Annotated in this window: 35 protein-coding genes and 1 tRNA gene; 9 read left to right on the top strand and 27 right to left on the bottom strand. The window is 40.5% G+C overall.

Annotated features, from left to right (window positions below; all coding sequences use genetic code 11):
* The first annotated feature begins 84 nt into the window (after positions 1 to 84).
* Genes ACFSQ3_RS13215 through ACFSQ3_RS13185 form a run of 7 tightly spaced genes read left to right on the top strand, consistent with a single transcriptional unit; the run spans position 85 to position 2,813 of the window.
* Positions 85 to 366 carry a hypothetical protein gene (locus ACFSQ3_RS13215; protein ID WP_380870023.1) on the top strand — a complete coding sequence of 94 codons (282 nt, stop codon included), beginning with the start codon at positions 85 to 87 and terminating at the stop codon, positions 364 to 366.
* A 2-nt stretch (positions 367 to 368) separates the two neighbouring features.
* The gene (locus ACFSQ3_RS13210) at positions 369 to 665 is read left to right on the top strand and encodes a hypothetical protein (protein ID WP_380870022.1); all 297 of its coding nucleotides are present in this window, start codon (positions 369 to 371) and stop codon (positions 663 to 665) included.
* 46 nt (positions 666 to 711) lie between these two features.
* Positions 712 to 1,461, top strand: a complete 750-nt coding sequence (locus tag ACFSQ3_RS13205; protein ID WP_380870021.1) for an N-acetylmuramoyl-L-alanine amidase — start codon at positions 712 to 714, stop codon at positions 1,459 to 1,461.
* Positions 1,462 to 1,803 carry a hypothetical protein gene (locus tag ACFSQ3_RS13200; protein WP_380870020.1) on the top strand — a complete coding sequence of 114 codons (342 nt, stop codon included), beginning with the start codon at positions 1,462 to 1,464 and terminating at the stop codon, positions 1,801 to 1,803. It abuts the gene before it with no gap.
* Positions 1,800 to 1,967 (top strand): hypothetical protein, encoded by a 168-nt coding sequence (locus tag ACFSQ3_RS13195; RefSeq protein ID WP_380870019.1) that lies wholly within the window; start codon positions 1,800 to 1,802, stop codon positions 1,965 to 1,967. Before ACFSQ3_RS13200 ends, ACFSQ3_RS13195 begins: the two co-directional genes overlap by 4 nt.
* On the top strand, positions 1,964 to 2,491 hold the full coding sequence (locus ACFSQ3_RS13190; protein WP_380870018.1) for a hypothetical protein: 528 nt from the start codon (positions 1,964 to 1,966) through the stop codon (positions 2,489 to 2,491). Before ACFSQ3_RS13195 ends, ACFSQ3_RS13190 begins: the two co-directional genes overlap by 4 nt.
* A gap of 25 nt (positions 2,492 to 2,516) precedes the next feature.
* A complete protein-coding gene (locus tag ACFSQ3_RS13185; protein WP_380870017.1) occupies positions 2,517 to 2,813 on the top strand; it encodes a hypothetical protein in 297 nt (98 codons plus the stop codon).
* Between the two features lie 46 nt (positions 2,814 to 2,859).
* Here the strand turns inward: ACFSQ3_RS13185 and ACFSQ3_RS13180 are convergent, their stop codons facing one another.
* Both ACFSQ3_RS13180 and ACFSQ3_RS13175 read right to left on the bottom strand, forming a co-directional pair.
* Positions 2,860 to 3,312, bottom strand: a complete 453-nt coding sequence (locus ACFSQ3_RS13180; RefSeq protein WP_380870016.1) for a hypothetical protein — start codon at positions 3,310 to 3,312, stop codon at positions 2,860 to 2,862.
* A gap of 48 nt (positions 3,313 to 3,360) precedes the next feature.
* On the bottom strand, positions 3,361 to 4,047 hold the full coding sequence (locus ACFSQ3_RS13175; RefSeq protein ID WP_380870015.1) for an SOS response-associated peptidase: 687 nt from the start codon (positions 4,045 to 4,047) through the stop codon (positions 3,361 to 3,363).
* 38 nt (positions 4,048 to 4,085) lie between these two features.
* Between ACFSQ3_RS13175 and ACFSQ3_RS13170 the strand changes: the two genes are divergently transcribed.
* On the top strand, positions 4,086 to 4,346 hold the full coding sequence (locus tag ACFSQ3_RS13170; RefSeq protein WP_380870014.1) for a hypothetical protein: 261 nt from the start codon (positions 4,086 to 4,088) through the stop codon (positions 4,344 to 4,346).
* Positions 4,347 to 4,373: 27 nt separating this feature from the next.
* On the opposite strand, the gene ACFSQ3_RS13165 is transcribed toward ACFSQ3_RS13170, so the two are convergent.
* The 25 genes from ACFSQ3_RS13165 to ACFSQ3_RS13045 form a co-directional block, all read right to left on the bottom strand.
* Positions 4,374 to 5,153 carry a hypothetical protein gene (locus ACFSQ3_RS13165; RefSeq protein ID WP_380870013.1) on the bottom strand — a complete coding sequence of 260 codons (780 nt, stop codon included), beginning with the start codon at positions 5,151 to 5,153 and terminating at the stop codon, positions 4,374 to 4,376.
* A gap of 9 nt (positions 5,154 to 5,162) precedes the next feature.
* Positions 5,163 to 5,468 carry a hypothetical protein gene (locus ACFSQ3_RS13160; RefSeq protein ID WP_380870012.1) on the bottom strand — a complete coding sequence of 102 codons (306 nt, stop codon included), beginning with the start codon at positions 5,466 to 5,468 and terminating at the stop codon, positions 5,163 to 5,165.
* Between the two features lie 787 nt (positions 5,469 to 6,255).
* Entirely contained in the window at positions 6,256 to 6,471 is a 216-nt protein-coding gene (locus tag ACFSQ3_RS13155) for a hypothetical protein (protein WP_380870011.1), read from the bottom strand.
* A gap of 2 nt (positions 6,472 to 6,473) precedes the next feature.
* Positions 6,474 to 8,993: a DNA methyltransferase gene (locus tag ACFSQ3_RS13150; RefSeq protein ID WP_380870010.1), complete on the bottom strand. Its 2,520-nt coding sequence runs from the start codon at positions 8,991 to 8,993 to the stop codon at positions 6,474 to 6,476.
* The gene (locus tag ACFSQ3_RS13145; protein WP_380870009.1) at positions 8,986 to 9,228 is read right to left on the bottom strand and encodes a hypothetical protein; all 243 of its coding nucleotides are present in this window, start codon (positions 9,226 to 9,228) and stop codon (positions 8,986 to 8,988) included. Before ACFSQ3_RS13145 ends, ACFSQ3_RS13150 begins: the two co-directional genes overlap by 8 nt.
* The gene (locus ACFSQ3_RS13140; protein ID WP_380870008.1) at positions 9,221 to 9,646 is read right to left on the bottom strand and encodes a hypothetical protein; all 426 of its coding nucleotides are present in this window, start codon (positions 9,644 to 9,646) and stop codon (positions 9,221 to 9,223) included. Before ACFSQ3_RS13140 ends, ACFSQ3_RS13145 begins: the two co-directional genes overlap by 8 nt.
* Positions 9,639 to 10,010 (bottom strand): YopX family protein, encoded by a 372-nt coding sequence (locus ACFSQ3_RS13135; RefSeq protein WP_380870007.1) that lies wholly within the window; start codon positions 10,008 to 10,010, stop codon positions 9,639 to 9,641. The genes ACFSQ3_RS13140 and ACFSQ3_RS13135 overlap by 8 nt, the downstream gene beginning before the upstream one ends.
* A complete protein-coding gene (locus ACFSQ3_RS13130) occupies positions 10,003 to 10,569 on the bottom strand; it encodes a hypothetical protein (protein WP_380870006.1) in 567 nt (188 codons plus the stop codon). The genes ACFSQ3_RS13135 and ACFSQ3_RS13130 overlap by 8 nt, the downstream gene beginning before the upstream one ends.
* Positions 10,562 to 11,137: a hypothetical protein gene (locus ACFSQ3_RS13125; RefSeq protein WP_380870005.1), complete on the bottom strand. Its 576-nt coding sequence runs from the start codon at positions 11,135 to 11,137 to the stop codon at positions 10,562 to 10,564. The genes ACFSQ3_RS13130 and ACFSQ3_RS13125 overlap by 8 nt, the downstream gene beginning before the upstream one ends.
* 282 nt (positions 11,138 to 11,419) lie before the next feature.
* Positions 11,420 to 12,391 carry an RNA-directed DNA polymerase gene (locus tag ACFSQ3_RS13120; RefSeq protein WP_380870004.1) on the bottom strand — a complete coding sequence of 324 codons (972 nt, stop codon included), beginning with the start codon at positions 12,389 to 12,391 and terminating at the stop codon, positions 11,420 to 11,422.
* A gap of 211 nt (positions 12,392 to 12,602) precedes the next feature.
* Entirely contained in the window at positions 12,603 to 12,992 is a 390-nt protein-coding gene (locus ACFSQ3_RS13115; protein WP_380870003.1) for a hypothetical protein, read from the bottom strand.
* A gap of 7 nt (positions 12,993 to 12,999) precedes the next feature.
* Positions 13,000 to 13,839 carry a hypothetical protein gene (locus ACFSQ3_RS13110; RefSeq protein WP_380870002.1) on the bottom strand — a complete coding sequence of 280 codons (840 nt, stop codon included), beginning with the start codon at positions 13,837 to 13,839 and terminating at the stop codon, positions 13,000 to 13,002.
* A gap of 389 nt (positions 13,840 to 14,228) precedes the next feature.
* Positions 14,229 to 14,561, bottom strand: a complete 333-nt coding sequence (locus ACFSQ3_RS13105) for a hypothetical protein (RefSeq protein WP_380870001.1) — start codon at positions 14,559 to 14,561, stop codon at positions 14,229 to 14,231.
* A complete protein-coding gene (locus tag ACFSQ3_RS13100) occupies positions 14,548 to 15,372 on the bottom strand; it encodes a hypothetical protein (RefSeq protein WP_380870000.1) in 825 nt (274 codons plus the stop codon). Before ACFSQ3_RS13100 ends, ACFSQ3_RS13105 begins: the two co-directional genes overlap by 14 nt.
* Positions 15,353 to 16,153 carry a DUF6291 domain-containing protein gene (locus tag ACFSQ3_RS13095; protein ID WP_380869999.1) on the bottom strand — a complete coding sequence of 267 codons (801 nt, stop codon included), beginning with the start codon at positions 16,151 to 16,153 and terminating at the stop codon, positions 15,353 to 15,355. The genes ACFSQ3_RS13100 and ACFSQ3_RS13095 overlap by 20 nt, the downstream gene beginning before the upstream one ends.
* A 33-nt stretch (positions 16,154 to 16,186) precedes the next feature.
* Positions 16,187 to 16,429, bottom strand: a complete 243-nt coding sequence (locus tag ACFSQ3_RS13090) for a hypothetical protein (protein WP_380869998.1) — start codon at positions 16,427 to 16,429, stop codon at positions 16,187 to 16,189.
* A 215-nt stretch (positions 16,430 to 16,644) separates the two neighbouring features.
* The gene (locus tag ACFSQ3_RS13085; RefSeq protein WP_380869997.1) at positions 16,645 to 16,953 is read right to left on the bottom strand and encodes a hypothetical protein; all 309 of its coding nucleotides are present in this window, start codon (positions 16,951 to 16,953) and stop codon (positions 16,645 to 16,647) included.
* Positions 16,953 to 17,432 carry a hypothetical protein gene (locus ACFSQ3_RS13080; protein WP_380869996.1) on the bottom strand — a complete coding sequence of 160 codons (480 nt, stop codon included), beginning with the start codon at positions 17,430 to 17,432 and terminating at the stop codon, positions 16,953 to 16,955. The genes ACFSQ3_RS13085 and ACFSQ3_RS13080 overlap by 1 nt, the downstream gene beginning before the upstream one ends.
* Entirely contained in the window at positions 17,422 to 18,048 is a 627-nt protein-coding gene (locus ACFSQ3_RS13075; protein WP_380869995.1) for an ERF family protein, read from the bottom strand. The genes ACFSQ3_RS13080 and ACFSQ3_RS13075 overlap by 11 nt, the downstream gene beginning before the upstream one ends.
* A gap of 154 nt (positions 18,049 to 18,202) precedes the next feature.
* Entirely contained in the window at positions 18,203 to 18,445 is a 243-nt protein-coding gene (locus ACFSQ3_RS13070; RefSeq protein WP_380869994.1) for a hypothetical protein, read from the bottom strand.
* Positions 18,446 to 18,562: 117 nt separating this feature from the next.
* Positions 18,563 to 18,672, bottom strand: a tRNA-OTHER gene (locus ACFSQ3_RS13065).
* Positions 18,673 to 18,694: 22 nt separating this feature from the next.
* Complete coding sequence (locus tag ACFSQ3_RS13060; RefSeq protein WP_380869993.1) at positions 18,695 to 18,844, bottom strand: hypothetical protein; 150 nt, start codon at positions 18,842 to 18,844, stop codon at positions 18,695 to 18,697.
* A 440-nt stretch (positions 18,845 to 19,284) separates the two neighbouring features.
* Positions 19,285 to 19,587 (bottom strand): hypothetical protein, encoded by a 303-nt coding sequence (locus ACFSQ3_RS13055; RefSeq protein WP_380869992.1) that lies wholly within the window; start codon positions 19,585 to 19,587, stop codon positions 19,285 to 19,287.
* A gap of 3 nt (positions 19,588 to 19,590) precedes the next feature.
* Positions 19,591 to 20,358, bottom strand: coding sequence for a Rha family transcriptional regulator (locus ACFSQ3_RS13050; protein WP_380869991.1), 768 nt, complete (start codon positions 20,356 to 20,358; stop codon positions 19,591 to 19,593).
* Positions 20,358 to 20,561, bottom strand: coding sequence for a hypothetical protein (locus tag ACFSQ3_RS13045; RefSeq protein ID WP_380869990.1), 204 nt, complete (start codon positions 20,559 to 20,561; stop codon positions 20,358 to 20,360). The genes ACFSQ3_RS13050 and ACFSQ3_RS13045 overlap by 1 nt, the downstream gene beginning before the upstream one ends.
* Before the next feature lie 185 nt (positions 20,562 to 20,746).
* On the opposite strand from ACFSQ3_RS13045, the gene ACFSQ3_RS13040 reads away from it, so the two are divergent.
* Positions 20,747 to 21,418: a S24 family peptidase gene (locus tag ACFSQ3_RS13040; RefSeq protein WP_380869989.1), complete on the top strand. Its 672-nt coding sequence runs from the start codon at positions 20,747 to 20,749 to the stop codon at positions 21,416 to 21,418.
* Positions 21,419 to 21,423: the final 5 nt, after the last annotated feature.

Below are 21,423 nucleotides of genomic sequence, written 5' to 3'. Positions count from 1 at the left end.
TGTAACAGCTTACCGGTTCTGGAATGGCCAAAACACCGGGAGCCAAATCATCAATAACATTTATGTACCTCCAAGATAGAAATAATGAAAAAGCAACATACACGATTCTTCGACCTCAAGGAGGTCGGATTCAACGATCTAGATGGAAACTTTACAGCCGTCAATTTTGACCAAAAAGACTTTGGTAATGCATTATTTAAAAATGCTCAATCAATCGAGATGGACTCGTTTGCGAAAGAAATCCACACCAACGGTAATGGAGAGTTGAACGATATCGTCGAAGCAGAATTAGCGCAGTTGGTACAGGGTCTGTATCATCACCGTGTAGCACAGGCAGTAATCGAAACAATCAAAAAAATCAAATAATCATGGCAAAACAAAACACAATTCAAAGAGAGGTAGTAGCCACTTCGACTCAAGAGAGATCAACAGCAGTATTCAACGAATGGAATTTGGACTTCAATATTCAACGATCGGATAATAAGGTGCAATCAATTAATGTCAATGGCTACAAAGATCAAGCGTCGGTAAATGCTTCAAAAAACGAACAAGGCTACGTCAACATCGGCTTTAGTTCAGGAACTCGCGATAGCGCATTGATGATTGCTATTCTCGACGAGATGGACGCGATAAGTGTATATGAGGAAGTACAGGAAGGAGAATAGATGAAAACATCAGCAAAGGGCTTAGCCCTAATCAAAACCACTTAATATGGCTTTATTATTAATAGATGATAGTTACATAAGCGCGGGGCACCACAATGGTGATCCCGGCGCCATGTCCAATGGATTGCGAGAAAGCATAATGATGATGGAGTATCGTGATCTAGTCACGAATGAGTTGTTGGTTCTGGGCGCAACCGTTTTGAACGATCGGGATAATGAAACTCTAGGTCAATACCTCGCGCGGATCAAACCAAAAGGTAAAGACGTGCTCTGTGAGTTCCATGCAGATGCCGCAGGTCCTACTGCCACAGGAGCAACTGGCGTTATCGCAGATGCCCACACAGCACAGGATAAAGCTTTTGCAACGGATATGGTAAAAGCATCCAGCGATGTTCTTGGTATTCGTAATCGTGGTGTAATCACCGAAAAACAATCGGCTCGCGGTAGGTTGGCGTTCGTTCGTAAAGGAGGTATCAACAGTCTGCAGGAGCTTTTCTTCATTACAAACCCAAACGATGTAGCAGCATACGAGCGCGGCAAGCATACCTTGGCAAAGGAACACGCTCGAATCATAAATCAATATGATGGTGGTAGCGCGACTATTGGTAATGTATCGACAATGCGCACAACGACAAACTTAAACTTACGCTCTGGATCAAGTACAAACCACGGAATTATAAGAACCCTGCCTAAAGGAACTGAGGTAAATGTGCTTTCGATAGCCGGAGCATGGATCGAGGTTTTCGTTTGTGGGAGTAAATTAAAAGGTTGGGTTCATTCTCAATATGTAAACTAAATGAAAACAGAAGAGCAAGGCAATCAGCATGGCAAGCAACCTCACGGTGGCGACAAGCAAAAGCCATCCTTTATGCAGGTGGTCAACCATCCGGTAACGTATGCGTTGATCACCGTCGTATCGGTATTTTGGTTCGTACTTTATTATGTGACCGATCGTAGCGATAAGCATAATCAGCAAATGACTGAAATGCAAGATCGGCTATACCAGCAGATGATCGAAGAAGTCCGTAATCAGGTATCGCCTGCTGTAGACAAGGTTACGCAAGCAGCCATCAAAGTAGATAGCGCAGCGGTAAAGGTGGATAGCGTTGCTCAACAACAGAAAGGGAAACGCAAATGAAATGGTTAGTTATGATTGGTTTCGTTTTCGCCGTGAGCGACGAACCTCAAAGCCGTCCGGTATCGGTACAACGTATTGCGCAGCCGCTGGATGAGCTTGTGCCTATGCTAGATTCGCTATCGTGCAAATTGGAAGGTGTAACAAAGAAAATTGAAAAATTATGATACGAGTATTGTTTATCGCGCTGGTTTGCATTATGATCACCAGCTGCGGGATCTTCCGGAAGTCGAAGCGATCGGAAAAATCTTTGGAGAAAGTCGAAAGCACGAAGAATGTCAATGTCAAAACAGATTTGACAGCAATAGAAACTGGCAACTTGAAAGTTAATGAACGATCAGTAACCACATCCGACGGAAAAACGAAAGTATATCCATCCAAAGGATCGCAGGTCACTATCGCGCCTGATGGCACAATTACGGCAGAAGCGGACAGCATAACTCAACATACTAAGCGACACACGGATGCAGCTCGTGACATGGTTGGCCAAGTAGCGAAAGAATTGCAGCAGAAAAAGGATAGTGTTGATCAGGAAACCAATAGTCAGCAGAGCGAATCTGCTAAAAAAGAAAGTGAAAGCGATCCATCGTTTTTGGCGGTTTGGGGAAATTGGATTGGGTTTGGCTGTGCGATTGTGATCGTTCTGATATTTATTTCTTGGAAATTTGGCAATGTCCGTAAAACAACATAAATTAGGATAACCAATTTTCAAAATTATGAAAGATGAAATTTCAAAAGAAGAAGCTAAAGAAATAGCAAAAAACTTGATGTTTCCAGGTGATGGAGATGTTGAAGTAACAACCTTGAACAATAAACAATATGTTATTGTAAAAAGAGATGGTCCAAAAGATGATAAATATGAGCTATTGTATAAAGATAGTGACTCATATTTTCCAGATGGGGTTTATCCGGCAACCAAATTCCAGGAAGCAATACCCATGGCGGGATTTGTTAAAGAAGGTGAACAATTGCCGAGAATTGAAAGTAATCCATCTGTCTGGATTAAAGAATAAAATTAGTTCTTATTGAAAGGCATTCTTAATCGATGCCTTTTTATTTTTAGTTAAGCTTTCCGTCCTTAAGCATTTCAATAAACAACTCCATGTGACGTGGACGGATCCATCCGCCACCATTATGAATGTGCCAAGAGTATGCGCCGGAATCAGAATGATGTAGGAGGTACCCAATATAATAATGATTGATCATTACGTGCCAAGTTCCAGAATTACCGCTGACTTCTCCGATTGTTACTATCTGCCTTTCACCTTTGTAAATGAAAGTCTTTACAATATGCGGCTCGAACTGCATGATCAATGCATCCAATATGCATTCGCGCAATTCATCAGTTAGATTTCCGTATACTAAACTCCATTTTGTAGATTCACACCGGAAAATATAAAGCTGGCCAGCCTTGCCACTTAAATGATATTCCGTAGAAGACATGTGTTTTTTGACGACTTCCATCGGGGCGGTAATCGTCTTATTTCGGTAGGTAAATGTAAGCGTGTTCATGGATCAATATTACTAATATATTTAGTAATATTTAACTGTGGTAAATACCTAAACCGCGTCTTGTATCCCGGGAACATTCGTGTCGGTTCCGCGGATCTTTGTTACCTCGACGGTCCGATGGCTAGCCAGCTCGCCATCATAAGGCTGGATTAATTTTTCGATTTCCGATCGGCCATCGGCAAATAGCCAAGCTTCGCGTTTATCTTCCGGCAAAATTAGTGGCATGCGTTTTCCCACGTTGTGGATATCGGCCATGTAATCGTTAGCTTCGGTTGTCAAGATGGAGAACGTAGGGTATTCCTTGCCCTCCTCATTTTTCCAGATGTTGAACGTAATACCGAGCGTGAAGATTTCCTTTGATGGCATGTAAACGAAGAAATTCTGATCATTCGTTTTGCCCTTTGATGCGTGCGGCTCAAAAAAACCGTTCACGTAAAGCAGACCACGATTTTTGCCGATCACATTCTTGTATGATGCTTTTTCGAATATTTCTTCGCCTTTCGCGTTCAACGTATTCCCCGATTTGTTTGCATCAGCTTCCGACTTCACCCAATACGGAATCAGCTTCCAGCGTGCCGGAATAATCTCATCAGCATTGCTGTTAAGTGTTACTGGGAGATATGGCCGAGTAAATCCGCTCACGTGGAATATTTCCGGCTCGTTGTACAGGATCGTTTGCTTGACAAATTGCGCGCGTAATTTTGCAGCGTCTGGTGTAGCTGTATGATAACACATAATCAGTATATTTATCTGACAACAAGATACGATCTGATATGCAATTCATCAAACTAACCCATTATGTGCTGCGCTCATTGCGCGACAAAGGCTATAACATATTGCGATCTACATCATCGCTTAGCAGTGAAAATCCCTCTTGGTATCCTGATACGGTTGATCTAGATGATTTTACTCATTGGGAAAACAATGAATTTCGATTATTGAATATTCCGATGGAAGAAAAGCACCTACTTGTTATAGAAGATGCTTTAAAAAATATTGATGAAGTTGATTTAATTGGAGAGGTTTGGGTGTGATGTAGCAAAAAAATTATTGATAAAGCTTTACATAGGCAAATGTTGTTTATGACCGCTCCAGTTGTAAGAGTCCAAAATATTCTGAAAAACCACCCGAACGGTTTCTAGAGATCCAGCTGAAACTTCAATCTCTCCTAAATGACCGTCAGCCATGGTTTGAGAGTACTTGTTGCCATTTAATGAGTTTACTATAAGCGCCCCCGATTCAGAGTTAACAAAATTGTTATTTATAGGCTTTAACTGTATCTCTTGCTTTTTACCTCTAATCATTCCAATCCCCCTAACATAGTCTTCCATGTGGTGCGCAGCATTTCTAACAGGTGTCAGGTGAGGAAACTGCAATTTCAATGTAGCAATACCGTCAATCAATGTCTGTGTTGGTTTATACATCGCCTTCGACATTACTTCACAGGTCTTTAAAAATGAATCGATAGAGTACAAAAACATTTTTGCGTATAATAGATGATTTTTTCGGTTTAATGAACTTGGCAAATAACCTTCACTCCACATCATTTTTTTTGCTTCGGTTTCAACCTTGAAATATCTTTCATCAAAAGGCAACGTCGAATACTTTTCATAAAGTTGTATTTTTATTTCAGAAGCCCTATTCCATTCTTCGGCATTATGCTTCATCATATCCCTCAAACTACTTAATTCGCTATTAAAAAAATTCAGAGCTACATTCGCCTCGAAGAAACTCGCCTCTAAATTTAGTATTAGGGAGGTTAAGTGCCATTTGTCCTTATCTTGAATTTCCCATTCAATAAATGAACCAGGCTTTATAACTTCAAAAATCAATTGTTCCATGGTAGTAATTTAAACTAAAACCGTTACAATCCAAAGACACGCTGCAAACAACAATGCGCCTATTGGAAATAGTAACCATTTTGGAAGCGTATGTTGTAGGTATCTCGTAGAATAATAGTACAATGATCCACCTACAGCTCCGAACAATGGAGGTAATATCAACGGCTTTATAAACCATAAGTCACCCCAGCTATCATTTTGTGGTGTATTGCCATATAAAAATGGACCGAGTATTAGTATGCCGAGTGCTGTACCGCCTATGATCTTAATTTTAAGATATTCAGTGCCAATTGGGAAGTATCTTCTATGAGCCATTAAGTTAGTAGTTAGATTTTGAATATACAAAAAAATAGATACTCAACACGCAAACGGAGAAATCACATTTCTTTTTATTGTAATTTTGAATTATGGAAAATCTAAAATATGATTCCATTTGTGACATAGTTTATACTGAAGCAGTTTGTAAGTATAAAGCGAAAGTCGCAAACATCAACGAATTAGAATATTCATTCGATTTGATGTTTATTGGAGATAAAAGTCTGATAGTTTTTGATAAAGACTTCAGCTTTTTTCCTTCCAGAGTTAGAATGTTTGTGAGAAATCGAATCTTCTACTATTTATTAAAGCTAGCTGATCAAATCGGCTAGCTAGCTTTAATAAATATCTTATTTAACCTTCCATTCTTTACGAGTATTTAGTTTTGTTCGACTTGAGATCAAGCCATTTGAACGATAAGTCTTCAATTCGAAATGCTTACTAAATAGTACATCGAAAACCGCGAACCATCGCAGCAGTATGATTGAAAGGTATTTCTTAATCATTGCTTAATGGCTTTACGAATTCCGACAAACATACAAACAAAGCAAGCTGACAAAATAAATAGACCTGCATAATCTCCCAAAGGAGTATATTTTTCCAAAATCCAATTAATAAAAATCAATATTATTTCTATAATAGCTAGTGAAATTATTACGGACAAGGTTACCACAAAAGCGAACAAATTTTTCATTTTATATGCTTTAAAATATAATTACTACTATTTGATTAATTGTGTATGCAATTGCATATAGATGTCGAGTTATCATCGTATTTATTGATAATCCTACTTATCATTGATTTTAGTGATATTGTCCAAATCACTATCCCGAACGATCACATCAGTATGTGCATTGTGGTGCGAGCTGCGGAAAGTAAAAACCTTAACCGACAGTTGTTCTAACTCCCTTACAGTGCATCCGCACAAGCTTGCTACCTCAGTATAAGACATACCTCTACCGTGGAGTAGTTCGAGTGCGGATGCTATTTCTTGACGGGTCATGATTAAGCGCTAAGCATATCGAATAGCGTCGGCACCGAAAGCTTATATTCTAAAGCTTTTAGATAGAAAAGCCCATCATCGTAATAATTCGGATTCAGCTCTGCAGATATCGCCTTTCGGTTGGCTTTCAGCGATTGATGCGCCGTAGAAAACAAACCACCAAATGGATCATCTACTAAATCACCTTCATTGGTAAATCGATGGATTAGTCTGTCGATGATATCCAGCTGGAGCGGGCAAATATGTTTCTCGCGCTTTCTGTTCGCCTGATTAGCGTTCAGCGTATTCATCCGGTTAATATCCGTCCAAACCATATCGCTATTGGATGTAGGTGGTATGGTCATAAATAGCTTGGATAGCTTACCTGTTTTATCCAGATCTTCACAAACTCGTAAATGCTCCTGAAAGTTGTAGATTGTTGATGCGTCGAACGATTTCCATTTATTGAACACATATTTCATATCTGCCTTTGACAGCTCGTCAAACGAAAGAAATCGATCGCCGCTAGATTTCCAATAAGCGTGCGCATCCAATTGCCAAAGTGATAGTAAATAATCGTCGATCTTCTTTACTACCGGATCATCCGCGTATGCGTTGTTAATTTCTGTAGGTGCCTTGCGGAAAAGCAAAACATATTCGGGAAGTCCTACACCCATTTTGGTAGCATCCTTGCGCTGTTCGCCCCACGTCAATCGATAGGTTTGATTATTCTCGCGTACTACGTCGGTGGTGATCGTAATCTTTCCAACAAGATAGAATCCATGCTTTCGGAAACATCTCACAGTATCGCCGCTAAAGTCGTCAATGGTAGTGAAGCAAGTGCCGTTTTGATGTGAGTAACGGATCCTGTCTTTTACGTGAATCGCGGCAATACGGCCGGGCTTCAACGTGCGGAGAAGTTCAGGAATCAAGAAGTCCATCTGTTTAAAGAATCCCTCATTGCCATAGTTATGACCGAAGTCGTTGTAATTGTCGCTGTATTCGTAATGATCACCGAAAGGTATCGATGTTAGGATCATTCCGGTGTGATTGTCGGGCATTTCCTGATGGATAACCGTAGTATCTTCGTTGTATACCGTTGCGCCCGCTACCGTTGCCGATCGGCGGTTGCTAAAAAGTTGACGTTTCATGTCTGATTTGATTTTGGCTGAATTCAAACCGTACTCGCGTACTAGGTTGATCATCTCGGTTTGCAACTCTATGTGTTTGCTCCATTTCTCCTTAAGTGTTTTCAGCACCTCGCGCTCGTTTTGGGTGACTATTACCCACACATTGACCTCGTTAGTTTGACCAAATCGGTACGTTCGATGTATAGCCTGAATGAAGTCGTTGAACTTGTAATCAATACCCACAAAAATCATATTGTGGCAATGGTGTTGAAGGTTGCATCCGGATCCTGCAATCTTGGGCTTAGTGGATAGGATTTGATATTTACCTTCGCTAAAATCGATCAGCAGCCGTTCTTTTTCCTCATTGGTCTGTGATCCAAACACAGACTGCAGATCATCATGATGTCGGACTGATTTGAATTTCTTTTCAATCGCTACGCGCTCTGCTTCCAGATGATGCCATAAAATCCAGTTATCATGCTTGCCATTTTCTTGCACAATATCGAAAGCTTTTTGAACTCGAATATTTATGCTGTCCGACTTTTCGCGGCTCACATCTACCAGGCTCTTTGTGGTATCTTTGAACATCACGATATCGCCTTTTTTATTGGTTATGATATCATCCGTTAGGTTGGATACTTCGATCTCGTGTAAATGCAGTTTAGGCAAATCGTATCCGTGATCATAAAAACCGAGATCGGACGGCTTATTGATGAATACTGCCCACGTAGCAACCCATTTCCAAAATTCTTCTTTCTTGTTTTCGTACAAAGTAAGATGGCCAGCTTTCGTACTGTCACGCTGGAAGAATCGTGTAAGTGCGTGACCGCGATCGATTACACCCAGATAATCCGCGTAGTTCAGGATCTCAATAAAGTCGTTTGGCGTGGGTGTGGCCGTAGCAACGAATCGATAAGGTATCTGCTTAAAGTATTGCAAGACGTAATTTGTCGTCTCCGTTTTCAGATTTCGCAATATCGATGCTTCATCGAACGATACACCGCCAAATAACGATGGATTGATATCTCCTTTGCGAACACGTTCGTAATTTGTTAAGTAGATTCCGGATCCGGTTATGCTGGCATTATCAGTATCGGTGATGTAGGTTACTGAAAGACCTGTTTCCAAAAAGTCATTATCCCTACGAAACTCGCCGACTACCGCCAACGGCATGCAGATTAAAAAGGGCTTACCAGTGATGGCAATTACCTGCTTGGCTATTTCGAGCTGCATCATAGACTTGCCCAAACCGAAGCTTGCAAATATCGCGCGCCTACCACCTTCAATACACCACGGCACAATAACTTTTTGATGTGGTAGAAGTTTTGAGGAAAGGCTAGCCGGATCGATTGAGGTACCGAAGTTTTCAGCGACCACAATTTTGCTTTCCAAAAATTCCGTATAGCTAGACATCTGCACCTCCCTTCCTGATCAAATCCAAAACATCTTCCGACACTTCTACTTCTTCAAGCGAATGGGTGTAGCCCATAGCTAATAATTCTTTTTGGCCTGTACGCACTATGTTGCGGATGGATATTGTGTGACGTATTCCGCAATTATCGATCAACACGATATTGTCAAGCGGATGTGGCTTATCAACTACCGGCATGCGCTCAGCTATTGATACTGGTATAAATATTTTAGGCATGAGAAACCTCACTTTCCAATACCGCCCAACCTCTGTTTAATATTTCCTCGCGTGACACACCGTTGAAGGGCAATAGATAGCCTTTTGATCGGAGGTAGTCGATTACTTCTGAACTGTTTTTTATGGTAACGCATGGCATCATCCGATTTGATAAATAAGATTTTACGTTTCTTATAATCGTATCTTCATAGTCTTTGCTCCATGATCCTCGCGCTTCTCCTATCAATTTAGCTACAATCATTGCATCCTCATCGCTTATTGCTGATAGGGGTTTGAGCAAAAGGTAATCATGCTCGAACTTCTTATACCAATTGTCAGGTTTATTATCTCCCTTGAAAGGGTGTCCTATATTCATCAATACTGTCTGATCCCAATATTGCGCAAAGAACTTCGCTTTGTTTTCTAATGTGTTATCCATTATTTACCTCTCTTTCTTGGTGTATGTTGCCGGTAACTACAAATCTGGGAGAGAAGGATAATAATATACCTCGCGATCTATCCATACTCACCAAAATGAAGTTTGTATTCATGTATTCAACAATTCTTGGGCTTTCTCCATGCAATCCAGTGTCGCCCTCAAATATTTCTACTCCTGCTCCATCAACTCTGCCGGTGAACTGTCCGACCGAATCGGGAATTACTTCCTGACAATCCCCCTCTACTGGATCTTGGTCGTTGCCTTGAAATATGTACGTTTTGCCTGAAGTACCTTTAACAAATCCTCCATACACCCAGCCCTTACCATCTTCGCGCAATCCGCGGAACTTTATTTCTCTATTCATTGGGTACCTCCAAATCTAGTGTGACACGCTTTTTTCCTTCGAACCAAGTGTTACTGGATTCTTGAGCTAAAAACTCATTAAATTCTTTAAGCTTGGCAATAAGCTCTGTGCTAGGTTCCCATTCCTCGTGGACTTCATCTATCCAATGATCAAAATCTATCTGACTTAGATTAGATGTTGTACAAACTACTAACATCAGGTCGCTAGGTTGGCATTCGCTATCTTCACAATAAGCGATTATATCATCCTCATTAAAGAAGTATTGATCATCGTTGAAGATCACAAGTGGTGTTTCACCATCCCATTCTACCAATTCAAGTTCATTATATCTGCTGATGATTTTTTTGCTATGGCAATCGCCACAAAGCTTTTCGTAGGTGTAATTCTTTTTGAATTCCTTTCCGCAAGATTCGCAATCATCGTGGGTACAATAGTTACCAATATTCCCGTGAGGAACTGGGGTTAGGTTAATCGCTTTATTGTCTATCACTACGCAATCCACTTCGATATTCCTCTTGATTATGGATAGGTCTTTTCTGTGTATTTTTTGCTTACTCATCACTTCCTCCTTTCCCCTTAACTGGCTTAGCTAAATAGGGTGATTTAAATGTTTTATCTTCTTTTGCTTTCTTATCTGCCCAGAACCTTAAGATTTCTTCATCCGTTCTTTTATCGGTTTTCTTGACGCTGACAGTGGCCCTCAGAAATGGGATGTAGATGTGTCTTTGATTCGTAGGATCGATAATTCTGCGCGTAATCACTTTGTCGATAGCATTGTTTTTAAGTTCTCCGGTGCCGGTCTTTTTTGGTTCTGAATACGCTTTGTCTACTTTACGATTTTTATTCGGCTTGGTCGTCCTTGCTTGTATTGTCGAGTAGGAAACGCCTAGAGATTTAGCTATTTGCTCGATCTTCATACCGCTGTCTCGGAGGTTTTGTGCGCGGGTGTATAGGCGCTTAGATGCCGTGCTTATCTTGCGTTTAAGCGAACGATCAGGTTCGACAGTTTTGATAGTGTTCTTTGCTATCATCTTTCGGCACATCCGCAATTCTCGAGACACTTTGGCTATAGTGTATCCCATATCGCGAAGCCGTTGAGCTTCTGAAAAATCTCTTACTGGTCTCATAAAAAAATAGATTAGGTGAATAGGTACATGTCGTTATCTTCGACAATTGTTGTTTGGAATGGCAGCCCATCCCTAGGAACTTGCTTGATTTGTTCGATAAGCTTAGTCGATCCGGAAAAGCACACATGCTTATTTCCGTTAAACTCTATCTGCAGATGCAAACATTCATTTTTGAAGTGTTTAGACGGCTCAAGCTTAAAATCAGATACGATTATTTGCCTATTGAGAATTTTTGATATTTTAATTTTATCTCCTGTAAAGGATGTCTGTTGAATAGTTATATTAAACGTCGAGAATGATCTCATTAGGTAATAGTTTTTTCTTTAGGTTTATGCAGTCAGCATGTTTTAACCACCCTAAGTAGCTTGCTATTGATTCTTTCGAAGCACCTTTTGCAACCTTTCGCGCAAATCTCTTTTTGATTGTTTTCCGCAGAAGAGTATGCGTGTGATAATGTACATACCCAAGGAAGTCTATACCACGGGAGGCTACTGGAAATACTTGACGATTATCTTTTACCTCGAGGTTTAGATTTTCCGAAAGATATGCCGATATTTTAGTTCGTATATCGTGTAGATAGCCTTTGTCTCTGTGTAGAATTACAATATCATCAGCATATCTAAAGTAGTACCGAACGCACATTACTTCTTTTATCCAATGATCGAAATACGTCAAGTAGAAGTTTGCAAAATATTGACTTAGGTAATTTCCAATTGGTAAGCCAGATGCACTATCAATAATTTCATCCAACAACCACAATAGATCCTGATCTTTAAACTTTCTGCGAAGTAGCTTCTTCAAAATATCATGGTCTACGCTTGTATAAAACTTTTTAATATCAATCTTCAAACAACAAGTAGTGTTATCAACATCCTTTAATGCATGCTTAACATTTCGAGAAGCCTTATGCAATCCCATTCCTTTGATACAACTGTAAGTATCCGACGTGAACGTTTTGACAAATATTGGTTCAAGGACATTCATAATCGCATGATGAGCTATTCGATCAGGGAAATATGGGAGTCTATACACATCCCTCTCTTTAGGTTCAAATACTTTGAAAACTTGATAATTGGACGTCTTGTAAGTCTTATCAAGAAACATGCGCTGCAATTGAAGTAAATTCATATCACGGTTTTTGTTGTGAGTGATAACTCCATATGTTTTTGACTTACCTTTCTGCGCTAAGTGATCTGCTAATTCAAGGTTACTTATTGAGCATATCTGCTCGTATAGGTTGGCTATTCTTTTCATGCCTCTGTTTTATTTGGTCATCTTCCCGGATATCGTCCAGTACCAATGCCCGTTCTAACTTTTATTTTTTGCCATGTTGGCAAGGTGCCTATCCCAATATTTTCAGATGTGGGAGCTGACATTCGAATTCGTATTATCGTAGTTGTAGTCGTTGTACGAAAAACCGCGGGACGAACCAACTCAGCGAAAGGGATAGTGCCACCCGGGTTTGTTAATCGATAACCATTAGATCACGATACAATTCAATGTGTGTTTGCCCAACGTACTCGGCAATCTCCCTGCTCGGATAGACGAGGCGGGAGCTGACATACGAATACGTATAATCGAAGTTGTAGTCGTAGTACGAAAAACCGCGGGACGAACCAACCGAATCCTTTTCCGGCGACATGTCAAACCATGGATAGTACTTGTACTGATCCCAATTGTACCAATCAATTGTTTTATCTTCTTGCTTCCATGAAGCTTCGCTGATAACAGCCAGTTTATATTGTGCGATCTGCGCTTTCTGAAATCGTTCCGGCAGGTTTGAAACGTCCGGAAGTATTGCCGAATCAATGCCTATTAAATTTGCTGCCGCTTCAAATGATTCTAAGTTTTTCATGATGATCTTAGTTGATGTATTTGTTATAGATTTCGATGAATTGTTTACCTGCATACTCTGCTATTTCCTCTGATTTGTAAGTAAGGCGGGAGCCGACACCCGAATGCGAAGCATCGTAGTGGTAGCCGCGGTACGAAAAACCGCGGGACGATCCAACCGAATTAAACCATGGGTAATATTTGTAGATATCCGTGTCTGTGTAGTCCATGTTTGAACCACCATTAAGAGCTTGGGATATGATTCGTAATTGCATGTATGCATATGCATCATCAGGCAATGACTTATATTGATTATGGAATTCTTCATGATCAACACCAACAGCTGAACAAGCATCTTCGAAGGTTTTCATGTCAGTGTAATTTTCAAAAGTTTTCTTCGTGGTATGTGCAGAAACTTGCGATACCTCAACTGCTAATGAGTCTCCGTTAATGTATCTGCTGTAGATTTCAACGAACTGCTCACCAATGTATTTAGCCTTTTCAGCATTTTCGACGCAGAGGCGGGAGCCGACATACGAATGCGTACTATCGTAGCCGTAGTCGTCGTACGAAAAACCGCGGGACGTACGGGTCGAATTGAACCAAGGGTAATACCATCTGTCTCCAAGTTCGTTACCTTGACGGATAGCTAAACAGATTAATTCAAGTTCCTTGTATGCCTTTTGAGCATCGTCGTCGAATTGGGTTCGTTTTTTAAATGATTCCGGTGTTTCTCCGATAAATGATAAGGCATCATCTAGTGTTTTGATGTCTGTGAAATGGATCGATTGGCGGTTAGCAGATGCGATTTGCTCGGGAGTAAGATCAATTACAATTTCTTTCCCTTTGAAGGTGATTTTTTGTTTCATGTTAAATTTGATTATTAAGTCTTGAAATGGAAAGACCCAGCTTGCGGGCTAGGTCTGGGTTTTGTTCGATGTGTTGATGGTGTGGCCAACACAGGGACTTGAAATATCTTTTATCTGTGAGGAAGGCACCGATGCGTCCGCGAGCGTGGTGAAGTGTTACCTCTCGGCTCGTGCATTCCGGATACTGGCAAATTGGATTCTCTTTCAGAAAAGTATCTCGAAGCTTCCGGTACCGACGCAGACGATCTAGCGATTTTTTTGAGTGCAATGCGATTGGCTTAGACGCTTGCTTAATCGGCGAACGTTTTCGCTGTCGATCGTAGCAGTACCCGCACAACTTTTTAGCGTAGATTAATCGGTAATTCCGACAATTCTCGCAGATGGCTGATTTACGTTTGATCATAATGGTCTATTTGAAATTCAAAGTATTCTTCACCTTTGGCAACTTTGGTTTTCTCTACAGATGCTCGAAGTACATCCTTATCGTTGAATCCATACTTCTTTTGTAGAATATCCTGTAATGGTTTTACCGGATTATCCCAGTCAGACATGACGTTGGAAAGTCCGAACTCAATTGTTATTTGATAAGGTGGCTGTGGAAGTTTTAAAGGTGGCAGGAGCAGGAGTGCATGTTTTTCGTAAGCTTTGTATTTGTCAGTTTTGAATCTTCGACCTTGCCATGCTTTGTTTACTGACAATGGCTTTAGGTTAATCCGAATCATCGATAGATATTAAGTTTTCAATTTCTTCGCCCATCTCCATTAATCCTTTGAAGTAATCCATCAAAGCGAGCTGTAGAGATTCTTTGTAAACTCGTCTTAGACCATCGGAATCCTTTGTCAAGTTTTGTGCATCGATTATTTCTTGATTGATCCGATGCCGATCGAAAGGCTTCTGAACCTGTTCGTTTTTCAGCTTCTCAATCGCTCTCACTTTTCCTTGATCCAAAAACGATTTCTTACGCTCGGGCGACAGATCGAATAGCTTTAACTTTTTGGCTGCAACACGGTACATGTAGTTTCCGTGATCTTCGTAATATCCTACTGATTTGTACATATCGAATGCAGAAATCAATAGCGACTTATCGCGGTCCAAAACTTCGCTTTCCGTTGGCGCTGGCTTTTGTTCCTCTGACTTGGGTAGTTGACTAGCGTTTTTAGCGCGTTTTTCTGATGCGTAGTGACGTTTTATGAAATTTGTGAACGTGACTACGTTTAGACCGAAAAACTCTCCCAAATCGCCTAAAATTCCTTTTTCGATTGCAATAGGTATTTCAGCAATACGGACGTAAGGGCAGGCAGACAGAACCGAATCGTAAAGATTGTTCGTGATATACTCTGCTTCATCGTCCGCAACCTCCTGTCCTCGATCTCGGAAAGCTTTGTGAACCGAACCCAAAAGAACTTGGTCAACTCTCAATCTGGATAGATCACATATCCTCTCTGAGGTCATAGCTTGAACCTCGTTGCTTAGCTTGTGCACCAGACCTAGCTGGTGATCGCGTTTAACGATATCAGATTTCTGTTGTTCCATACTTCTTGATGATTGATTTTGAAAACGCATCCGTAGCGTTGACTTTCGTTTTTTGGCCAGGTGGCTTCTGGTTTATCGGCTTACGACCTTGCCGAACTTCTGACGCTATCCAGCTGGCACAATATCGCTTGAACTCCTGCTCTGTTTCCTGTTCCTTTCCCGATGCAACCAAGTGGATGCAGAAAGCGTCAAACCATTGCTGAACTTGCGGCGGCGAAAGCGAATTCTTCATGCCGATGTTGTCAAGCCATGTGGAATGTCCAGCGCAAGATTTTTTTAATTCTTCGATCGGTTTTTTACCGAATCCAATTAATGCCGGATTGATTGGTTTTTTTTCTTGCGTGGGTGTGAGCGATTTTTCATCGCTATTATCACACACGATAGTGTGTATATCATTATCATTTACATTACCATTTACATTTACACTATCATTTACATTTACAGTTGAAAGTGCTGAGGTGTGTTCAACACTTTCAACATGTGTTTGACTTGTTAACTTCTGTTCTCTTTTCTCAGCACTTGCTCTACCTGCTTTAGCTCGTTTCTCTCTTATAACTTCGTATTTCTTAAGGTCCCTTTTCAGCTGCTGCTTAATTGGCTCGAATGCCATTTCAATAATAAAATCTACAGGTGTTGGATCTTGATCGTTGACGTATTTAAGAATGTGGAGAAAGAGCTCTCCGGCGTGGTTAGAATTGCTTATCCGATCTTTGTCTACCAATTTGCTAACTACAGTTATGAGATCGGAATACAGTATAAATGACCTCTTTTCCTCTGCCATTTTTACTCCTTTCTTGTTTGTGTATGTAGTGGATTAGGATTTTTTCAAGCTCCAAGTAATAGGAGCGGAGTAGCCAATAATTGTTGTCCTGCCTGTTCGTTTATCTACCTTTGAAAGGATAGCCTGCTTACGATCGTTTTTTGCTTCCATAAGCGCTTTGTCGGCTTCCGTGTGGTTGGAAAATCGCTGTGGTGTCAAATTGATTTCTGGACAAACGATTCGGTAAGGGTGTGTGATATCGAGTTTGCTTACCTCGATTTTAGTTAGGTTGTTCATTGGTTAATTGATTTGGTAGTGAATTGATATAGTTGGTTACAGTTGAAAGAAAAGAACTGAACTTAATTTGTTCCATCCCATCGGAATAGTTTTTAAGGTCACCATCGTAGTATGTAATTACAGCAAACTTGTGTCTGTAGTCCTCAGATTCGTTTCCTAAATGGGAAAATCGGGCCATTCTCACATGTGTAGATACAGCTAAGTTAAATTCACCTTTAGTACTGTTGGACAACATGAGTTCGATTACTTTTTGTATATCGTTCATAGTTTTGTTCGTTAGCATCAGGCACATAATAGTTGAGGTATGTAGCGCATATCCGCTGCACGTGCATGATGTAGGTTGAAAATTCTTTATTTTTTAAAGTGGTTGTGGTAGGAGTGTGGAGAATGCTCTTGAAGAAGATGTGGGTAAGCTCGAAGCTTCCCACTACTTCCGGTTCAAATCCAGCATCGATAAGAGCATCACGAGCGTGTGGAATAACTACACCACGATAGTATTTCCGTAGCTGATCGGATGATAGCATTAACCGATTCTTACGTTCAAACCTAGTTTTCCAGATTTGATAGGGGGATTGATAATTTCTCCGCTTTCTGGATCAGCCATCGGCTTAGTTAGCGTTTTTAGGAACTTCTCGCGATCCGACATTCGTTTTTTCAGAATAGTCATTTCTGCGTTCATTTCGTTCCATTCGGAATCATCGCAATTAGTGAAGTCGTACCTAACGCCGTTCATTGATTCCGTGATGTCGCAGCCGAACGCTGAATAAATCTGATTCGATCCAATTCTCGCGGATGATTCTGCGAAAGGTCGAACCGTTTTTTCCAATTGCTCGAAAAGCTCTTTACCTTTTTTGGCTGTGACAAATAGCTTCATTTCATCTATTTGACCGTCCATTAATGCAACTCTTGCTTGTTCAGCTAAATTCGCAATGTATTTCTTGTTCAAGTCTAACAACGTCACGCCACTTACGTCGACATTAAAAATTTCTAAATTATTTTCCATTTAATTTTTTCTTTTTGGAGGTTAGAGCCTCGGTGAATTCTTTGTTTACGTGCAGGTGCTGGTTTTCGTTGTATATTTCGGTAAGCGCAGCAACAGTTCCAGCTGACTCAATTAGCTTTTTACCTTCTTCTAGGGTTGTCGTAGACTTTGGTTTTTTAGCTTTGTCATCCTGATCAGTAGGGGTGGAGCGATCCAGATTGTCGATGTCATCCTGATCAGTAGGGATATGGAAGTATTTGAGAATAAAATACCGTTCGCCGTATGTCATTGCGGATCCTACCCCTTTATCCCAATCATTCTGGCCGTTGGCTCCGAAACTATTTTCATCCTTATCTCCGGTGTCTATATCTACCCACGTGAACTTCATCATCACTTTGGATAGTATTTCGGATTTAGGTTTCTCGTATGTGGTACCTATTCCTGTTCGGTAATCTATCCGCTCATTGTCGATAGATATGATCTCCTGCTTTAGAATTACACCGAGTTCGTCCATTTTTGACCGAACAGTTGACAAGACTTTTTCGCCAGATACATAGTCATATCCATGACCTTTTTTGTCTTTGGCGAAGCCGCGAACAGATTTCTGTATCTCATGAAGCTTTTTGTATATACTCACGGTCTATAACCTCCTTTCAGAATTAAGAAAGCGAACATGATAAACGATAGCATCAGCAATACACAGAATGCTAACTTGCCAATGAAATCGAGTGTATTTCTCATTATCGGCGAAGCGTAGAACCACCATAGTTCTAGTTTAAGTTTGATCTTTTTCATACTTTTTTCAAATAGGTTCGATATTCGTTTGATAGCTTGATGATCTTTTTATGATCATAGTAGGTTTTCGTACCTCTACCATTTTGTGATGCGGGTTTTAGAAGCCCAGCTCTGATCCATTTGCCAACGCGCTGCTCACCGTATAATTCGGAAGCTTCGCGTTGTGTCAATTGTGGCTTGGATAGCGTTTTGTTGACCAGATATTCTGCTATCTGCTCAATAGTCAAAGTATCGCTCATATGTGTGTTGTTGATAGTTTTAAAATGAAAAAGCCCCAATCAAGGGGCTAGTAGCAGTTTTCAGATGTGTTTAATTTAGCCTACAGACTACTGCAAAAAAGTTGGGCATTTTGGGAGTGGAGAGGACAGGATTCGAACCTGTAACTGCTGAACCAACGCAGGGTCTTACATTCAGCCTAACTCCCTGCACGCTCTGTGGTTGCGTATACCAATTCCGCCACCTCTCCAAATGCTCGTCTTTCCGAGCCGTCAGGCGCTAACTTTCGATATGGATTTACAGTCCAACCATTGTTTTTCCGATTTGTCACTCTTTTTGGCTAACTCATCGTTGCCGAGATAAACCCGTCCGGTCATGTCCGTATCTCTATTACTGTCCATGAAGTCAACCGTCTCCAGCATTATGTAACCCAACACGGTTAGCACCATTCATCTGCTTACAAGGGTTGCACCATACAAGGGAATCGAACCCTACATACCGGACCTTCCGGATATGGTGTTTACACAGGTTGCTAGTCGTTAGGACATATCGGTCGGATATGAATTAAGATGTCGCCTATAGCACATCGCTAACCAAACTAGCTTCCGTTATCTTTTTGCCACTTCGCAGGGGAGAAGATTAACCCTTATTCTGCTTTGCCATGCGTGCATGGTGGTCTACCTGAATTCAAAGAACTATTGCTTTTGATTATAGTCCCAAACGTGCTATTCGGACTGTAGTAGGGGAGTGCGTGAATCGAACCGCTTTGCCTTTTGAACCCCTGTTTTTGATCTATTTTAAAGGCATAGCTCACGCCTAGCATATCGTTATCGATTTGCTTAAATGATTTATTATCAGATTATTATTTTATTTCGTTTCGTTCCTTGACGGTAAGGTAATCGTACCTTTTCACGTGCAGAGCCGCTTGATTTAGGTCTGATACGGAGAAGTATTGTTTTGCTCCCATGCCTTTTTGAACGCGTTCGATGATCTTCATCTTCTCCCAAAGCTTGATGTTATTCTTTCCGTATTTCTTTATTGCTTCGTTTACTCCTATAGTAGGATTAGTCATGCCTACATCAATAAGAGCTTGCACCGCTCCCAATCTGCTAGCGTTCTTTAGCAGCTTGTTTAAGCTTATTTCGTCTATCTCGTAGGTTTTCATGATCTAGTAGATTAAGTTAGTCCCTTTAGTTACCGGGATAGACTTCGTAGTGTATCGAGTCTTATCAAGACCTTTTATTTTATCCACTATAAATGCTTCACCGTAGTATGAGAATCTCAGTCGTTCTACCGTTTTTGCATTGCGGACATCCATTGCAATTCTTTTGCCATATCCAGAGTTAGCATATTTAGAAGTCATAGAATAATCATCGCCGAGAACGCGGATAATACCCATCGCCAAAAGTTGTTTGTTTAGTTCCTTTGCCGAAATCCCAAGTCTACTTCCTATAGCTGTAGCGGTAAGGATGTATTTCTCTTCATCTGTGATATGCTCGGCAAACGATTCTTTTGCGGATTTTTGACAAAGCTTCTTCTCCTGCACTTCCACGACTTGCCTAAGCTGCTGGTTTTCCTTTTCCGCTTCCATAGCAAGGTTCAAGATGTCCATTCGGCTTAATTGGTTTGGTGCGGTCGCCTGTTGTTGCTCCAACTCTTCCCAACGGTTAATCAAGATTGCACGCGCTTCATCGTTGAACTTGGTAGCGATGTAAAGACACTCTATTTTATTAAGTAGGTACTCAGGGTCTTTTCTCGTACCTCCATTAGGTAAACTTGTTTCATAGTATGTCAGGGAAAAATTTCCTCCACGTACTTTACACCAAGAAGCTTCCATTTTACGGATAGACTTCATTAAGTCATTATGTGGCTTACCTGTCATTTCCGATATTTCACGGCTTGACATCGTATTTTGGATGTTCGCTAGCTGATTCATTAAGCTGTCCTCCCAATGAAATATGATCCATCATTTGGGAATAAGTTGTATTCCCTATCGTCAAACTCTCCATTTAATTTGGAAACGTAGACTCTTGCTGTTCCGTAATTAGCAACCTCTATGGCTTTGCCCACAGGAAGATCTCTCAAAGCAGGCATAATCGTTCCCGATCTACCTTTTTTCTTTAAAGACCGCCAATTCATAGGAATGTCAGTCATAGAAATGTCATTAACAGTCATAAATATCAATTTTAATATTAACAATGTTAACAATAATACTATATTTGCACTGCTGATACAGACAAGTATTAATGTTTGCATATACAAATGTAACTATAATAGTAATACTTGCAAATTAAATAGTAATTATATAGTTATAAATATTGCAAATGCCTGATTATCAAGGTGAAAAATTTCGTCTATTTATTGGAGGAGTAAAGACAGATTATAAATCGTACGGTTTTGATCATAAGCCGACTAACGAGGAATTGGCGTCAAAGTTGGGAGTCAGTTCAGTTCAATTGCATCGGTATTACAAATCGAAATCATTAGAGCGCGATACGGTTTTAAAAATCACGAACTCCTTTAATGTTAGCGAAAACCAGATTTGGGGTGATGATCTGTCAAAATCTAACGCTAAGCCGGCAGTATTCAAAGGAAATGGCACTCCTAATATGTGGGTAGTTCCTATAAAAGCTCAAGGTGGTTTTCTTGAGGGATATGGAGACACTGTGCTGCTTGAGCAAAATGTCGAAAAGGTTTACTTCCCATTTATCGGATCCGAGTGCTTTGCTTTTGAAATCGACGGATTGAGTATGGTTACCGATTATATGCCTGGGGAATACTTCGTAGGAACTCCAATCGAGAACTTTAATCACCTTGTAAAAGGCCGTGTTTACGTTTTCCAGACGATAGATGGAATTATATTGAAGGAATACGAAAAGATTGAAGATGATTATATCTATCTTAGATCACAGAACAATGATTTTAATCCAGTCAAACCAATATATTTAAAAGAAGTCAAGCGAGTTTATCAGCGAGAGATGGTTATAAAAAACTGATCAAT

The sequence above is a fragment of the Sphingobacterium corticis genome (assembly GCF_042684745.1).
Lineage (GTDB): Bacteria > Bacteroidota > Bacteroidia > Sphingobacteriales > Sphingobacteriaceae > Sphingobacterium > Sphingobacterium corticis.
The sequence above is the reverse complement of the archived record's forward strand: the minus strand, read 5'-3'. Positions and strand labels throughout refer to the sequence as shown.

Coding starts and splice junctions, on each gene's coding strand:
- ACFSQ3_RS13215 (WP_380870023.1), top strand. CDS start 85: ATGAAAAAGCAACATACACGATTCTTCGACCTCAAGGAGGTCGGATTC.
- ACFSQ3_RS13210 (WP_380870022.1), top strand. CDS start 369: ATGGCAAAACAAAACACAATTCAAAGAGAGGTAGTAGCCACTTCGACT.
- ACFSQ3_RS13205 (WP_380870021.1), top strand. CDS start 712: ATGGCTTTATTATTAATAGATGATAGTTACATAAGCGCGGGGCACCAC.
- ACFSQ3_RS13200 (WP_380870020.1), top strand. CDS start 1,462: ATGAAAACAGAAGAGCAAGGCAATCAGCATGGCAAGCAACCTCACGGT.
- ACFSQ3_RS13195 (WP_380870019.1), top strand. CDS start 1,800: ATGAAATGGTTAGTTATGATTGGTTTCGTTTTCGCCGTGAGCGACGAA.
- ACFSQ3_RS13190 (WP_380870018.1), top strand. CDS start 1,964: ATGATACGAGTATTGTTTATCGCGCTGGTTTGCATTATGATCACCAGC.
- ACFSQ3_RS13185 (WP_380870017.1), top strand. CDS start 2,517: ATGAAAGATGAAATTTCAAAAGAAGAAGCTAAAGAAATAGCAAAAAAC.
- ACFSQ3_RS13180 (WP_380870016.1), bottom strand. CDS start 3,312: ATGAACACGCTTACATTTACCTACCGAAATAAGACGATTACCGCCCCG.
- ACFSQ3_RS13175 (WP_380870015.1), bottom strand. CDS start 4,047: ATGTGTTATCATACAGCTACACCAGACGCTGCAAAATTACGCGCGCAA.
- ACFSQ3_RS13170 (WP_380870014.1), top strand. CDS start 4,086: ATGCAATTCATCAAACTAACCCATTATGTGCTGCGCTCATTGCGCGAC.
- ACFSQ3_RS13165 (WP_380870013.1), bottom strand. CDS start 5,153: ATGGAACAATTGATTTTTGAAGTTATAAAGCCTGGTTCATTTATTGAA.
- ACFSQ3_RS13160 (WP_380870012.1), bottom strand. CDS start 5,468: ATGGCTCATAGAAGATACTTCCCAATTGGCACTGAATATCTTAAAATT.
- ACFSQ3_RS13155 (WP_380870011.1), bottom strand. CDS start 6,471: ATGACCCGTCAAGAAATAGCATCCGCACTCGAACTACTCCACGGTAGA.
- ACFSQ3_RS13150 (WP_380870010.1), bottom strand. CDS start 8,993: ATGTCTAGCTATACGGAATTTTTGGAAAGCAAAATTGTGGTCGCTGAA.
- ACFSQ3_RS13145 (WP_380870009.1), bottom strand. CDS start 9,228: ATGCCTAAAATATTTATACCAGTATCAATAGCTGAGCGCATGCCGGTA.
- ACFSQ3_RS13140 (WP_380870008.1), bottom strand. CDS start 9,646: ATGGATAACACATTAGAAAACAAAGCGAAGTTCTTTGCGCAATATTGG.
- ACFSQ3_RS13135 (WP_380870007.1), bottom strand. CDS start 10,010: ATGAATAGAGAAATAAAGTTCCGCGGATTGCGCGAAGATGGTAAGGGC.
- ACFSQ3_RS13130 (WP_380870006.1), bottom strand. CDS start 10,569: ATGAGTAAGCAAAAAATACACAGAAAAGACCTATCCATAATCAAGAGG.
- ACFSQ3_RS13125 (WP_380870005.1), bottom strand. CDS start 11,137: ATGAGACCAGTAAGAGATTTTTCAGAAGCTCAACGGCTTCGCGATATG.
- ACFSQ3_RS13120 (WP_380870004.1), bottom strand. CDS start 12,391: ATGAAAAGAATAGCCAACCTATACGAGCAGATATGCTCAATAAGTAAC.
- ACFSQ3_RS13115 (WP_380870003.1), bottom strand. CDS start 12,992: ATGAAAAACTTAGAATCATTTGAAGCGGCAGCAAATTTAATAGGCATT.
- ACFSQ3_RS13110 (WP_380870002.1), bottom strand. CDS start 13,839: ATGAAACAAAAAATCACCTTCAAAGGGAAAGAAATTGTAATTGATCTT.
- ACFSQ3_RS13105 (WP_380870001.1), bottom strand. CDS start 14,561: ATGATTCGGATTAACCTAAAGCCATTGTCAGTAAACAAAGCATGGCAA.
- ACFSQ3_RS13100 (WP_380870000.1), bottom strand. CDS start 15,372: ATGGAACAACAGAAATCTGATATCGTTAAACGCGATCACCAGCTAGGT.
- ACFSQ3_RS13095 (WP_380869999.1), bottom strand. CDS start 16,153: ATGGCAGAGGAAAAGAGGTCATTTATACTGTATTCCGATCTCATAACT.
- ACFSQ3_RS13090 (WP_380869998.1), bottom strand. CDS start 16,429: ATGAACAACCTAACTAAAATCGAGGTAAGCAAACTCGATATCACACAC.
- ACFSQ3_RS13085 (WP_380869997.1), bottom strand. CDS start 16,953: ATGCTATCATCCGATCAGCTACGGAAATACTATCGTGGTGTAGTTATT.
- ACFSQ3_RS13080 (WP_380869996.1), bottom strand. CDS start 17,432: ATGGAAAATAATTTAGAAATTTTTAATGTCGACGTAAGTGGCGTGACG.
- ACFSQ3_RS13070 (WP_380869994.1), bottom strand. CDS start 18,445: ATGAGCGATACTTTGACTATTGAGCAGATAGCAGAATATCTGGTCAAC.
- ACFSQ3_RS13060 (WP_380869993.1), bottom strand. CDS start 18,844: ATGCTGGAGACGGTTGACTTCATGGACAGTAATAGAGATACGGACATG.
- ACFSQ3_RS13055 (WP_380869992.1), bottom strand. CDS start 19,587: ATGAAAACCTACGAGATAGACGAAATAAGCTTAAACAAGCTGCTAAAG.
- ACFSQ3_RS13050 (WP_380869991.1), bottom strand. CDS start 20,358: ATGAATCAGCTAGCGAACATCCAAAATACGATGTCAAGCCGTGAAATA.
- ACFSQ3_RS13045 (WP_380869990.1), bottom strand. CDS start 20,561: ATGAATTGGCGGTCTTTAAAGAAAAAAGGTAGATCGGGAACGATTATG.
- ACFSQ3_RS13040 (WP_380869989.1), top strand. CDS start 20,747: ATGCCTGATTATCAAGGTGAAAAATTTCGTCTATTTATTGGAGGAGTA.